This window comes from Rhizobium sp. SYY.PMSO (assembly GCF_046840415.1).
Classification (GTDB): Bacteria; Pseudomonadota; Alphaproteobacteria; order Rhizobiales; family Rhizobiaceae; genus Rhizobium.
Genome location: NZ_CP177349.1, coordinates 2,385,000 through 2,397,923, shown reverse-complemented (window position 1 = coordinate 2,397,923; position 12,924 = coordinate 2,385,000). Strand labels below are relative to the sequence as shown.

Here is a 12,924-nt window from a genome sequence, read left to right as displayed (position 1 = left end):
CCATGCCCAGCCCGGATCTCGAATTGCAGGGCGCGCTGCTGACGCGATTGACTACCTATGCCCATCTGTCGGCGCTGGTTGACGACCGCATCTACGACGAGCCGCCGGATGGCGCGCGCTATCCCTATGTGACGCTCGGCGAAAGCCAGTTGCTGAACGACGACATGACATGCCGTCGCGCCTGGCGGGCATATCTGACGCTGCATGCCTGGTCGCAGCAGACCGGCTATCCGGAGGTCAAGCGTGTCGCCGCTGCGGTTGCCGACGCACTGTATCTTGTGAGCCTGCCCATGCAGCATTTCCGGCTCGCACTCATCACTCATAGCCAGACGCGCGTGTTTCGCGATGCCGACGGTGCCACGTCTCATGCGGTCATCACCTTCGATGCCCGTATCGAGGAAATCCCGGCCTGACCGGATTAACTCCTAACATCGAAAAGGACAGTCACATGGCTGACGAATTCCAGGACGGCCAGGAATGGGGCCGCACCCTATTGATCAAGATCGGCGACGGCAACTCGCCGGAAGTCTTCTCGAACTTCTGCGGTCTGAAGACGCGCAGCTTCACACTGTCGGCCGATCGGGTCGATACGACCACGCCGAATTGCGCCAACCCAGGCGGCAAGGTGGTGCAGACGTCGCGTCCCGGCGTGCAGAGCGTCAGCTTCACGGGCGCCGGCAAGGCCATCAACGGTGCGACGATGGCGACATTCAGGGGCTATGTGCGCAATAACGAGCCGTTCAACGCACAGGTCGTCGTTCCCGGTGACGGCATTTATGAGGCCCAATGGACCGTCACCAACTTCGAACTCTCCGGCGATGAAACCAATACCATGGAGTTCAGCGCGACCTGGAACACGGTCACGGACTACACCTACGAAGCCGAGACGCCGTAAGGATCTGAACGATGAAGAAGCCAACGAAAAAACCGGAAGCGGCAAAAACCGAGAAGCCGTTTCCGCTTCCGGTCAATGAGGCGCGCGGCGAAGTGCCGTTGTGGATCGGCGACGTCCCGCTGGTGCTTGCCGCTGAAATGGGCCGCCTGTCTGCTGTCTCCAGCAGGCTGCAATGCAAATCCCTGAACGATCTCTTCATTCGGCTGTCCGGTGTCGAGGCATCGGCCACATGGGCGGCGATCGAGCTCCTGGCAGTCAAGGGAAATGTCATGAAGGCGCTCGAGAAGCTCCAGCTTAGGCACTTCGAGGCCTGCGGCATCGCCTTTAACGCGATCCTTGCTCATCACTTCGATGGTGACGAGGGAAACGCGGAAGCCGTCGACGAGACGGCATAGACAAACCATTTCCATGGCGCGAATGGATGCGTCTTGGAATAGGCGGATTGGGATGGCGGCCGGATGACTTCTGGAGCGCCACCCTCACGGAGTTCTTCGAGGCGATCCGCGGCTTCAACGACGCCAATGGCGCTGGAAAATCGTCCGATGCGCCGAGTGACGATGAATTGCAAGCCCTTGTGAGCCGATATGGATAGGTACTTCCAGCATGAGCGATAATGCCGACGACCTGATCATCAGCATCAGCGCCGATCAGGCGACCTTGCGCCGCAGCATCCAGCGCATCGAGCAATCGCTTGATGGTCTGACCGGCAGTGTGCGACAGAAGTTCGCGGCGGTTGGCAAGACAATTGACGATTCCGTCTCGACGTCGATGCAAAACCGCATCAATGCGATGGCCGGCATCGGTACGAAGGCCGCGAAGGAATGGACGGGCGCCCTTTCCGATCAGGGAAAGGAGCTGGAGCGGTTGCGCAGCAAGTATTCCCCGCTCTTCGCTGTCATCAATCAGTATAAGACGAATGTTGAGGATATCCGTCGCGCGCATGCGCTTGGCGCAATATCCAGTGCCGAGTATCAGGCCGCCATGAGCAGGGAGCGTCAGGCCGCCCTTGCCTCGACCGCCGCCATCAAGGGGCGCAATGTAGCGATATCGCAGACGCCGCGTGCGTCCGAGAGCGCGCCGACATCTTCGCGTCCATGGCAGACCGGGAATATCGTCGCGCAGCTGCAGGATATCGGCGTCGGCGCTTTCGGCGGCCAGAAGCCTTTGACGATCGCCTTGCAGCAGGGCACGCAGCTCGCCGACGTCATCCAGACGTTCAGCAGCGGCAGGAGCGCCATTGCCGGCTTGGGCGCTGCCTTCACCTCGCTCGTCAGTCCTGTGTCGTTAATCACCGTCGGTCTGACGGCAGGTGCGGCTGCACTCATCCAGTATTTTACTTCGAGTAAAAACGAGACAGACAAGGCCGCCGAGGCCATCAAGAACCATGCAGAGCTTATAAGGCGCATCAAGGAGGCGTGGCCGGAGGCTGAAGCCGGCCTGAAGGAGTATGCTGCGGAAAGTAAGAAGATCCTGACACAGGACCTTCAGGATTCCATAAAGCTCTACAAACAGCAGATTGCGGATTCCTCCCGGACGGCTGCATCGACATTTCGCAGCATCCCAATGGGTGACTTCAAGGGCGCCACCTACACGATTGAGCAGATCCGTTCTGCTGTTGGCCAGTTGGACGCATCTATAAGCTCGGACAATCCCGGCCTTCGGAAATTTGTCGAGCAACTGATCGATATCGAAAACCAGACCGGTACGCCCGACAATATCAGGGAAATCATCAAACAGGTCCGCGAATCCGCAAAGGCTGGCGTCGAGGCGCAGGACAAGCTCGCCCCTTTGGTGCAGACCATCGAAGGTGTCGGCATGGCTGCTGCTGCGCAGGCGAAAAATATCAAGGCTTTCGTTGATGCGGTGGACAAGCTCGGCGATATCGCTCCCACGCCGCTGACCGATAGCGAGAAGGCGCAAAAGATCTTCGACGAAGCCATGCGCAATGCTCGCACCGAGGCGGATGTCCAGAATGCAACGGACGCGTTCAATAGCGCCAACAAGCGCATCTCCGATCAAAATCCCGGCGTCGATATGGGCGATGGCCGCATCGTTGCCGTTCCCCAGCCCGCGCCGCGTCCAAACATTGAATTGGAGGGATTGCCGGGTGAGGTGGAAAAACAGGAGGCGGCTGAGAAGAAGGCGGCCACGGCTGCCGAGGAGCTGAAAAAGAAGCAGGCTGACCTCCTCAAGACCGCTGGCGATCGCATTGCTTCCATTCAGTTGGAAACGTCCCTCCTGGGAAAATATGGAGTGGCTCAGGATAACGCCCGTTTTGCGCTTGAGACATGGCAGAAGGCGGAAAAGCTCAATCTTAGCGCCGATCAGAAGAAGGCGTTGCAAGACAGGATCGATCAGTATGGCCAACTGGCGGATACGCTCGCAAGGCTGAAGCTTAGTCAGGATCTCAACGATCAGGCACGGCTCTCTGCACTTTCAAAGCAGGATCAGCAGATTGCGGGTACGCTGCGCCAATATGGCCTTGACGATAAGGATCTCAGCAGTCCGCAGGCGCAACAGATCCGCACGCAACTCGTCGCGAATGATAATCGCGAGACGGTGACCTCGTTCCTGACCGAGTTCAAGGATGGCCTCGTCAAGAATGGCGAAAGCGTCGGCGAGGCGTTCGGCAAGGCATTGCAAAACGCGCTGATGAAGCAGGCGGACAAGCTCTGGGAGAACCTTTTCAACCAGATCGGCAATGCGCTGTTCGGCGGCGGCACGACTGCAACGAATTCGGCTGCTGGTAGTGGGGTGGCCGGCCTTGGCGCGCAGACGGTAGGGCGTCTCTTGTCGCCATCGTCGCTCAACGGCTCCGTCGCGGGGCAGACGACCCAGACCGGCGTTGCGGCGCAAGCCTGGAACTTCTTTGCGTCGAAGGGGTTGCAGCCGCACCAGATCGCCGGCGTTCTCGGCAATATCAGCGCCGAAAGTTCGTTCAATCCGAAGTCTGTCGGTGATGCGGGAAAAGCCTTCGGCCTGTTTCAGCATCATGCCGATCGTGGGGGCGGTTCTGGCCTTGTTGCCAGTGGCGCGTCTGGACAGCTCCAGCATGCATGGAACGAACTGCAGGGGCCGGAAAACGCCACGTTGAAGCGCCTCTTGGCGGCGCCCGATGTCAAGTCGGCGACTGCCGCCTTTGCCGGTTTCGAGCGGCCACGGGGATGGAGTCTCACCAATCCGGAAGGCGCCGATAACTTCTCCGGCCGGCTGAATGCTGCCAATGAGGCGCTGTCGAAATTCGGTGGCACGACGAACCAGGCCACCCAAGGGCTTGGTGCACTTGGAAACGGTCTCGGCCAGCTCGGCTCGACACTGGGAAGCGGTGCGGGCGGTGTGGCGGCTGGCGGCGGCGGCATCTTTGGCTGGCTAGGAAAACTTTTCGGAGGCGGAGGCAGTCAGTTCAAGGCCGCCCAAGCTGGCCTGCTCAAACCCGGGCTGTTTGCCGATGGCGGCCATGTCGCCGGTCCCGGCACCAGCCGCAGCGACAGCGTTCCCGCGTGGTTGTCCAATGGCGAGTTCGTCGTTAATTCGGCGGCCACGAAGAAGCATCGCGCCATGCTGGAGGCGATCAACAATGGCTCGATCGCACGATTTGCCGATGGCGGTCTCGTGACGCCGCGCATGGTGAATGCGCCTGTTGCGCCTTCTCTGGTGCCACGCATGGCGGCGATAGGTAACGACAATCGTCAGCCCGGTATCCTGCAGGTCCATATCAGTGGCGCCAGTGGCGACGATCATGTTCGCATGCTCGTGCGCCAGGGCGTTGGCGAAGGCTTGCAGACTTATAACAAGCGGCAGGAGCGCGGCGGCTTTGGCACGGTGCAGGCCCGCTACGCAAACCAGAAGGCCTGATTTCGTGGGAAGCCTGATCAATCAGCCGTTGCTCGATCTCGATCTTCTGGCAAGCCCGAAAGCAGAGTTCGATGTCGTCGGGAACGCCATCGACGGTGGCAGGAATGCGGTCGGTGAAAGCTTCGCGATCGAACTGAGCGGCGGTGGCGTCGCCACCTTCGTCCTGAACGATTGCAAAATCGTCACGAGAGAGGGCTTGCGTTATATGAACAAGCTCGCCGCGCGCTTGAATGGCAGTTTTCGAAACATCACTGTTCCAATCCCGACCGACTGGTTTGGGCCGTTCCCATCGATTGGCGGCAAGCAGACGACGACTGTTACCACTATTCCGCATACGGACGGCTCGGTATTTGCCAGCACATCCGGGTTCACGCAGCCGACTGTCTGGGGTGAGTTCCGCTCCGATGCGGCGCTCAATGCAGGTCAGGTCGATATCCGGGTTTGGGGCGCGCCGCGCGACATCGACGGCGACGTGTTTTCCGTCGAGCATGATGTAAAGGGATGGCGAGCGTATCGCGATTGGGATGGCGTCAAGACCGGCTCCGGTACCGCCGCCTCGTCAGGCATTACGATGCCTTATGATGACTACACTCTGGCGATCCAGCCACCGCTGCGACAGGCGGTCACTGTCGGCACAAGGATTGAGTTCGTCAGGCCTCGTTTCGTGGCGCATTTCCCAGCCGACTTCACGCTGCCGGTCACGATCGATGCGTTCGTCGTCTTCGAGCAGACAATCCGTTTCCGCGAGGCATTCGGCTGATGGGGTGGTTTCCTGACACTGTGATCGCCGCCATGCGGAAGAGCCACATGCTTGGCATCTTCCTGCGCATCGATACCGATCCGGCTCTTCATATCTATTTCGGTGTGAACGACATTCCGGCCCGCTTCGAGAGCGTTGATCCTGACGGCGTTGTCTATATTGGTGGCGGCCGCCTGGTCGGCCTGCCGGTGTTGCAGAACCTCATTGGAGGAACCGCTGACAGCGTCGACATCACACTCTCCGGGATAGATCCGGCGACGGCAAGCGACGTGCTCGCGTCGATCCCCCCGGTGCGCGGTGCGACGGTTCAGGTCGGGATGATGACACTAGACGACTATTACCAGCCCATGGGGCCGATCGTGCCCGTCTGGCGCGGAACGGCTTCGCATGTATCCAAGGCGCGTCAGGCCGTTTTCGGCGTCAGCCAGCCGTCGATCACGCTGGCCTTGTCTGTGGTGGCCGGCACGCTCACGCGCTCTCGGGCGACACGGACGCTCTGGTCCGACGCCCAGCAGAAGGCGATTTCACCGACCGATGATTTCTGCAAGCAGGTCCAGCGCCTCTCCTATGGCATCGCGCCGGTTTGGCCGAATTATTAGTCTCGAGAGAAATTCATGATCTTGCGAGAATGGCTGGAGCTGCCGCACCGCTTTTGCTGGGGCGGCATCGGCGGAGATGACTGCCTGATGTTCTGTGCTTCATGGGTGCACCATGTGCGCGGCTTCGACCCGGCGGCCGAATATAGGGGCGCCTACGAGACCGAGGAGCAGGCGGTTGCGCTGATCCGGAAGGCTGGCGGTATGCTCGCTCTGGTGGGCCGCATCGGCGAAAGGAGTGGGCTGGCCCGCACGGATAATCCCGCGAACGGCGACATCGCTCTCATCGCAGCCAGATCGGCCGCTGATATGCAAATCAAGGAGATCGGCGCCATCAAGTTCGGGCATCAATGGGCATGCCTTGGATATCAGGGTGTCGCCGGATGCCGGGCGGAATTCATCGCCGCCTGGAGCGTCATGCCATGATGAACCATCAGCAGCGCATGCTGGTGCGCTATGGGCTTTCCTACAGCACGTCGCTTTACAGCCAGGTTCTGTTCGATCCGATCTTCACGCCGCTGTTCACCGCCATATTTGGCGCGAGCGGTCTCGGTCTGTCCGGCACGGCTTTATCCGTCGCCGTGACGGCGTCGAGCGCCATTGCGACGACGGCGCTGGCGATCGGCGTGAATGCGCTGATGGCGCCGAAGGTGCCGGATCCGGAGAGCGGCCGCGTGCCGAAGACGCAGAGTACGCCGTTTCGGATCTGGGGCGTGGGCCGGACGCGTATTGCCGGGGCTTACATGCTATGGGAGGCAAGCGGAGACTATCTGTATGCGACGCAGGCGCTGGTGGGGCACCGTTCGCGCTCGATCAATCGCTACTGGTTGCACAATGATGAAGTCTTCATCGATGCGGACGGTTATACCACCAATGACGATAATGGCCGTTATGGCAACAATGTCCGATTGTTGACTAGGCTTGGCCTTTCGACCGAAACGGCTTACGCGCCATTGGTCGACAAGCTCGCTGCTTCTGGGGTTTGGACGAACAATCATCGCGGCGACGGGCAGACCTCCCTTGCCATGATCGCCGAATCGACAGAGGCAAAAAACCAGAACAAGCGCTTCCCCTACGGCGCGCCGCAGGCTTCTGCGGAAGGCGATTGGGCGATCTGCTGGGATTTCCGGATTGATGCGGATCCGTCCAACCCCGCGGCGTGGGCCTGGACGCAGAACAGCGTGCTCATCCTCTGCTGGCACGAATGCTTCAATGAGTTCGGCAACAGGCGGGATTATCGCATCGCCATTCTGCCTCTTCTCGATATGTGGATCGAGGAAGCGGATATCTGCGATGAGGATGTGCCTCGAGCTTCCGGCGGCACTGAAAAGCGTTACGAATGCAACGGTTGGGACACGACGGAAAATGGCCCGAAGGTCGGAACGAAAGCCATTCTGGCGACCTGTGATGGATGGATGCAGGAACGGCCGGATGGTGCGCTCCTGCTCACGGTCGGAAAGTTTCGCCAAAGCCGCGTTGAGACGATCACGGATGACGATCTGATCGGGCATCGCATCCAGTTCGATGTCCTTTTCGAGGAGGAGGTCAATCGTCTTGTTCCGAAGTTCACATATCCCGACACGGGCTATTCGACATGCGATACCGATTACTTCGAGGATACCGCTGCGCAGATGGATTCTGGCCGGGTGCTGTCGAAGGATGGCGAATATCTGTGGTGCCATCAGTGGCGTCAGGCGAGACGGCTCGGAAAGAGAGAATGGGAATGCCTTCAGGAAAAGCCGCGCGGCGAGATCGACAGCCGGTTTTCCGGCGTCAATGCCGCCTACAGCCGTTGGGTGCGACTGGACACGCCGATCGGCCTTCCGGAACTGAACGGCAAGATCGTTGAAAATAAAAATGCGGAGCTTTCGATCCTGAATGGCGTCTTCACCATGGAGATCGCTCAATACCCCGCCGACAGGATCGAGAACTGGGACCCGGCGACCGATGAGGGAAAACAGCCTCCTGTTCCCAACACCCTCGGGACGGCCGAGATCTCTCCCGGCGTCATTAATACGGTCCAGGCTGTCGCCAATGGCGGATCGGTCTATCTCCGCATCGTGTTGGTAGATCCTGGCTCCGATAGCTGGACGCCTGTCATCTTCTATCGGTTGACGGACGCCGGCGGCGGATCGCCGGGTGCATGGATCGAGCAGCAGTTTCCGGATTGGTCTCTGTCGGGCGGATTTATTGAGCTGAATACGGGCGCCGTGCCTGTCGACGTCGATCTCGATGTTGAAGCCGGCTATATCGGTTCGAATGGGTCCTATGGCCCTCGATCGCCGACGGAAGAGGTACATACCACGGCCGATCCGACGCCGGCCGGTCCGGTTTCGGATGTTTTGGTATCTCCCGGCACGGGAAATGCGCTGATCAATTGGGAAGCCCCGAACAGCGCCAACTATCTCGGCTCGCGCATCTACTGGAATACGGTCGACAGTATCTCGACGGCCAGCGCGGTCAGTCCACCCACCTACGGCTCGCCTGGCGCTTTCGCCAGCACAACCATCACTCTGACGGCCGGCGTCAAATACGCATGGGTCGTTTCGCTGAACCGGTCCGGCGTCGAGGGTACGCCGGTCGCGACAGGCGCCTTTACGGTTAGCTGATTTCACTCATTCGATACACGCGCGCCGGTTCATGTCCGGACGCCTTTGCAGGGAGTAAGGCATGGCAATCGATCATATCTCGGTTGGCGACGTTAATTCTATTGCCAAGGTCAACCTGGCCATCGACCAGGCCAATCTCGTACCGACGAAGGCCGATCAGTCTGCGCTCGATGCAGAAACAGCCGCACGAAAATCGGCGATCGCCGCGGTGCCCTTGGCGGAACCGGTCAACACACGTCCCGGTGACGCGGCCTCCTATTTCACGCCTTCGCTCGCCGGTGGTGATCCCGCCTCACTTCCATCGGTTGATGCTGCCAGGGTTCGGTTTGATGACGCCGGCTATGTCATTCGGCAGGCTGGCGATGGCATTGTTGCATCCCGCGCCCTTTATCCGCTGGAGCCCGGCCGCAAATATCTGGTGGAATATGCCGTCCAGCGGCGGGTCAATTCTCCCGATCCGGATAACGATGCGATCAAATGTGCGATTGCCTGGTACGACCAGGCACGCGGCGCTGTCGGGCAGGCCGTTGTACAAAATCTGCTCGGCGTCACGACGGGATCGGGCCGTTTGACGGTCCAGGCTGTGGTTTCTCGCGCCGCGGCCGATGATGTGAATGTCGTCTCTCCTGGCGCGGCCCGTTATTGCCGTCCCTTCGTCCAGACCTATGGCACGCTGGTACAGTCGGACATTGAGGTCATTCGCTGGACGGATATTACCAATGCGTCGGCCTATTCGCCGGATCTGACGGCGCTTGAGGGCCGTACCGCCGCCCTGGAGAGCGTTGACGCCGGCGATAGGCTCACTGCGCTTGAGGGGCAGATGACGGCGCCTAACAGTGTACGTATCGCCACGGTCGGCGATTTGGTGGCGGCTGATGTGCCTGTCTCCGCCGACACTGTGGAACTGCTTGGATATACCTCCGTTGGCGATAAGGGTTTTCAGCGTCAGAGACGTATATCGGTTCCTGCCTCTCCTCAGTCGTGGCAGTACCAGTCGGCAGACGGAGCATGGTGGGAGCTTGACGCCCCTCTTTTGTTTGCCGAAATGATGGGCGTGGTTGGAGACGGTGCGACAGACGACACCGCGGCCATAAATCGGGCAATTCGATACATAGAGGCAAATGGCGGCGGGAGGATTGTTTTGCCGCCTCGCAATATGCGAATGACGGGAAATGTAGGTTGGTGCAACGGCCTTGAATTAGTGGGTGTTCCCGGCCAAACGAAATTCACTCTCGATCGTGGAATAAACGTCGAGCTATTTTCAAACCTCAAGCAAAAGTCGGCTATCCCCATCGAGGATCTGTCAGTTTATGGCATCATCTTTGATGGGAACTCTTCTGGAACCGAGAGCGTCGGCGCGAGCGCCGTCACGGTTAACGGTTACAAGCGTCTCCGCGCCAAGGCATGTATTTTCCAGAACGCGTCCGGGTATGGACTTGGCCTGCAGGCGAAGCCCACGGGATCCGATATCAGCGGCCCACAGGAGGACTGCTGGCTGGAAGACTGCGTCTTCCGCTACAACGGGCATAACGCTGGCACTGACCAGTATGACGGCCTGGACATGAAGTCCGCCAACAGGCTGTGGGCTGTGAATTGCATCGCCTACGGCAATGCCGACAAGGGGCTCGATTTCCGTGGCCTGCAGGTTTACGCGGAAAACTGCATTGCATATGACAACACGACGTTTGGCATAAGCATTCAGGCTGGACCCGTGCCAACCGGCGGAACGCCAGCATATTGCTCCTTCAAGGGCCTTGAAACGTACAATAACGGAACCCGAGGGGTCCAGATTGCAACCAGCGACGCAGCCGGCGACGGTGAAGCTTACTCTGTCGTTGTTCTGTCGGACGTGAGAAGCTACGGAAATGTGCTGGACGGCATTGCCATCGCTGATCCGAACGGTAGTGGCAAAATAAAGCTGGTCGGGTCCGATATCCATTGTTGGAGTAACGGAGCGCACGGCTTCAATAATCCGTCAGCCGGCGCGAAGATTTCCCTCACTGGCGGCATCTTCGAAGGAAACGCACAGCAAGGCGTCGTTACTGCGGGCAGCGGCGGGACTTTCGCGGCTCTGCAGCTCATCGGCAACGTCGTCGGCTTTGACGAGATCGGTACCGCTGCCGACAATATGCTTATCGGTTGTGGTTTTTCTGGCAACACGTCCGCGCCCACCTCCCTCAATGCTGGCGGCAACACGGAACTTATCGGCTGCCGGGGTACGCCCGCAGCGCTGATCCTGGGCCGCCCTTCGTCGTCATGGGTGAACTATTTTCGCGCCGAGGGTCGGGCCACTGGCGGCAATCCTCGTCTTGCCTCTGACGGCAGTGACGCGAATGTTGGGTTTTCGTACTCCACTAAGGGTAATGCGTTACACCAATGGTTCGCCAACAACTTTGGCACGGAGCTTGCCCGCATAAATTACCAGGCGCTGGCAAACACAACGACGCTCATTCTACTGGTGAATGACGGGACCACCACCTCCCTGAGGACAGTCAAACCGGGTGCCGCTGGCACAGGTCCAGGTGGCACGGGACACATGCTGTATGTGGACTAGGCTGCGATGGCAGGGGTCAGGCGACCTATTCACAGTCAGGCGGCGGCGCGGCTCATCAACTGTTCTATAGTGGAATTTCCGACGCGGTGTACCGACGCCGATGGACCGGCACGGCTTGGAACTCTTGGGTTCAACTCTGAGCTTATGGCTGCCCGCGCTGTAGATAGTATAAGGTGACCGCTTCTTTCATCTCAATGAGGCGATCCTTTGCCTTTCCCAAGTGGACGAAAAAATTGGAGCGATCCATTTCCAAAATGTACAACCTCACGGCTTCGGCAAGGACGTCAGCTGCCTGAGGTGCGGCAACCTCTTGTTTGGGCGGCTCGCCCAAAGCTTCCTCTTCCGTAAGTCCGCATCTGTCGATGTAATCCTCGCAGAAGACTGTCCAGGATAATCCTCTTCCCGATGGCGTAATCAAGGCCACGGCCGATATCGTTACCGGCTGGGATGGCGGCCTTTACGCCTCTGATGACCCAGACGATTGGCCCGAGCCTAAGCCGTGGCCTACGATCAGCCTGCATGCCTCTCCAAAGCAATCGAGACCACTTCTCTATGAAAGTAGTTTACGTCTCCCGCATGCGCCTTCTAAAAAATCGCTCAACGACAAGCCCGAAGAGTAGCGTTCCGAAGCCGAAACTTAAGACATAGGCCGGATTTACGAGCTTATCGCTGTAGCTCTCATAAAATGCCGTCCGCATCCATTCGACACATTGAACTAGTGGGTTGTATGCGAGAATATATGCATATTTATCTGGGAGATTCGATGCGACAAACATTGTGCCAGAAGAAATGTAAAGACATACTAGCGTTATCTGCCAGATTGTTACCATAAGCGGAAAGAACATTACGATAACGCCGACGAGTGTGCCGCAACCGAATGCTAGAACAACTACGGATAGATAAGCGTCAACAGCTCGCTCCAAATCAACCGGCCACGGATTTTGACCCGTTCCCCACAAAATCAGCATGATAACGGTGAGCGTTATGCATGAGGCGATAATTTCCAGGCAAGCGCGACCGGTCATGACATCCAATGTCTTGACGACGGGAAATGCCAACATTGCCCTATTCATCACAAGCGAAAGTCCCATGAAGCGTGATATGTACATGAAGGTGAGTGTCGGAACCAAACCTGTAGCATAAAAGAGTGGAGAGCTTTCCCCGTATGGTGGGGTTCGTCCGGCGATGGAATGAATAAGTATCAAGATACTCATGTGCACCAGCGGCCATAGCGGTACGACAAGGAACCCCAGGCCGTGGTTAAAAAAACGAGTACGCATGTCCCGTAGAATAACCGCACCGATGACATTTCGCTTCGAGTTCAGAGCTTCGATTATAGGATATTTGTGCGTAAGCGATCGTCTATTATGCATATTGCAGCTCTCTCATCGAAGATGGCCGTGTTCTAAACTAAATGTTCGCTATTGGTGTCTATTGCCGCCGCACTGCCCTGAAAAGCGATCCGATACGATTTTATGATTCGATCACTCCAGAGGGGGGCGTTCTCCTGGCGCATAGCGGATTTTATCTCCCCAATGCGGGCATGGACTTCTTCTTGCATACCCATCGTAGACAGCGCCATGGAAGGGATTGTTCCCATGCCGCGCAACTGATTGCGAAGATCTGCCAGTTCCGTGTCTTGCATGACGATTCCT

The 12,924-nt window shown here is 58.4% G+C and carries 13 protein-coding genes; 10 read left to right on the top strand and 3 right to left on the bottom strand.

Annotated elements, in window-relative coordinates:
• Positions 1–2 precede the first annotated feature (2 nt).
• The 10 genes from ACJJVH_RS11625 to ACJJVH_RS11580 all read left to right on the top strand — a co-directional run bounded on the left by ACJJVH_RS11625 (position 3) and on the right by ACJJVH_RS11580 (position 11,269).
• Positions 3–413 (top strand): DUF3168 domain-containing protein, encoded by a 411-nt coding sequence (locus ACJJVH_RS11625; protein WP_412063976.1) that lies wholly within the window; start codon positions 3–5, stop codon positions 411–413.
• A gap of 35 nt (positions 414–448) precedes the next feature.
• The gene (locus tag ACJJVH_RS11620) at positions 449–895 is read left to right on the top strand and encodes a phage tail tube protein (protein WP_412063975.1); all 447 of its coding nucleotides are present in this window, start codon (positions 449–451) and stop codon (positions 893–895) included.
• An 11-nt stretch (positions 896–906) separates the two neighbouring features.
• Positions 907–1,290 (top strand): hypothetical protein, encoded by a 384-nt coding sequence (locus ACJJVH_RS11615; RefSeq protein WP_412063974.1) that lies wholly within the window; start codon positions 907–909, stop codon positions 1,288–1,290.
• Positions 1,291–1,316: 26 nt separating this feature from the next.
• Complete coding sequence (locus ACJJVH_RS11610; protein WP_412063973.1) at positions 1,317–1,487, top strand: phage tail assembly chaperone; 171 nt, start codon at positions 1,317–1,319, stop codon at positions 1,485–1,487.
• Between the two features lie 11 nt (positions 1,488–1,498).
• Positions 1,499–4,750 carry a phage tail tip lysozyme gene (locus tag ACJJVH_RS11605; protein ID WP_412063972.1) on the top strand — a complete coding sequence of 1,084 codons (3,252 nt, stop codon included), beginning with the start codon at positions 1,499–1,501 and terminating at the stop codon, positions 4,748–4,750.
• Between the two features lie 28 nt (positions 4,751–4,778).
• Positions 4,779–5,510 carry a hypothetical protein gene (locus ACJJVH_RS11600; protein WP_412063971.1) on the top strand — a complete coding sequence of 244 codons (732 nt, stop codon included), beginning with the start codon at positions 4,779–4,781 and terminating at the stop codon, positions 5,508–5,510.
• Complete coding sequence (locus ACJJVH_RS11595; RefSeq protein ID WP_412063970.1) at positions 5,510–6,109, top strand: hypothetical protein; 600 nt, start codon at positions 5,510–5,512, stop codon at positions 6,107–6,109. Before ACJJVH_RS11600 ends, ACJJVH_RS11595 begins: the two co-directional genes overlap by 1 nt.
• A 15-nt stretch (positions 6,110–6,124) precedes the next feature.
• The gene (locus ACJJVH_RS11590) at positions 6,125–6,532 is read left to right on the top strand and encodes a DUF6950 family protein (protein WP_412063969.1); all 408 of its coding nucleotides are present in this window, start codon (positions 6,125–6,127) and stop codon (positions 6,530–6,532) included.
• On the top strand, positions 6,529–8,715 hold the full coding sequence (locus ACJJVH_RS11585) for a hypothetical protein (RefSeq protein WP_412063968.1): 2,187 nt from the start codon (positions 6,529–6,531) through the stop codon (positions 8,713–8,715). The genes ACJJVH_RS11590 and ACJJVH_RS11585 overlap by 4 nt, the downstream gene beginning before the upstream one ends.
• 61 nt (positions 8,716–8,776) lie before the next feature.
• A complete protein-coding gene (locus ACJJVH_RS11580) occupies positions 8,777–11,269 on the top strand; it encodes a glycosyl hydrolase family 28-related protein (protein WP_412063967.1) in 2,493 nt (830 codons plus the stop codon).
• Positions 11,270–11,411: 142 nt separating this feature from the next.
• On the opposite strand, the gene ACJJVH_RS11575 is transcribed toward ACJJVH_RS11580, so the two are convergent.
• The 3 genes from ACJJVH_RS11575 to ACJJVH_RS11565 all read right to left on the bottom strand — a co-directional run bounded on the left by ACJJVH_RS11575 (position 11,412) and on the right by ACJJVH_RS11565 (position 12,914).
• On the bottom strand, positions 11,412–11,693 hold the full coding sequence (locus tag ACJJVH_RS11575; RefSeq protein ID WP_412063966.1) for a hypothetical protein: 282 nt from the start codon (positions 11,691–11,693) through the stop codon (positions 11,412–11,414).
• Between the two features lie 139 nt (positions 11,694–11,832).
• Positions 11,833–12,483, bottom strand: a complete 651-nt coding sequence (locus tag ACJJVH_RS11570; protein ID WP_412063965.1) for an ABC transporter permease — start codon at positions 12,481–12,483, stop codon at positions 11,833–11,835.
• A 191-nt stretch (positions 12,484–12,674) separates the two neighbouring features.
• Positions 12,675–12,914: a hypothetical protein gene (locus ACJJVH_RS11565; protein WP_412063964.1), complete on the bottom strand. Its 240-nt coding sequence runs from the start codon at positions 12,912–12,914 to the stop codon at positions 12,675–12,677.
• Positions 12,915–12,924 lie beyond the last annotated feature (10 nt).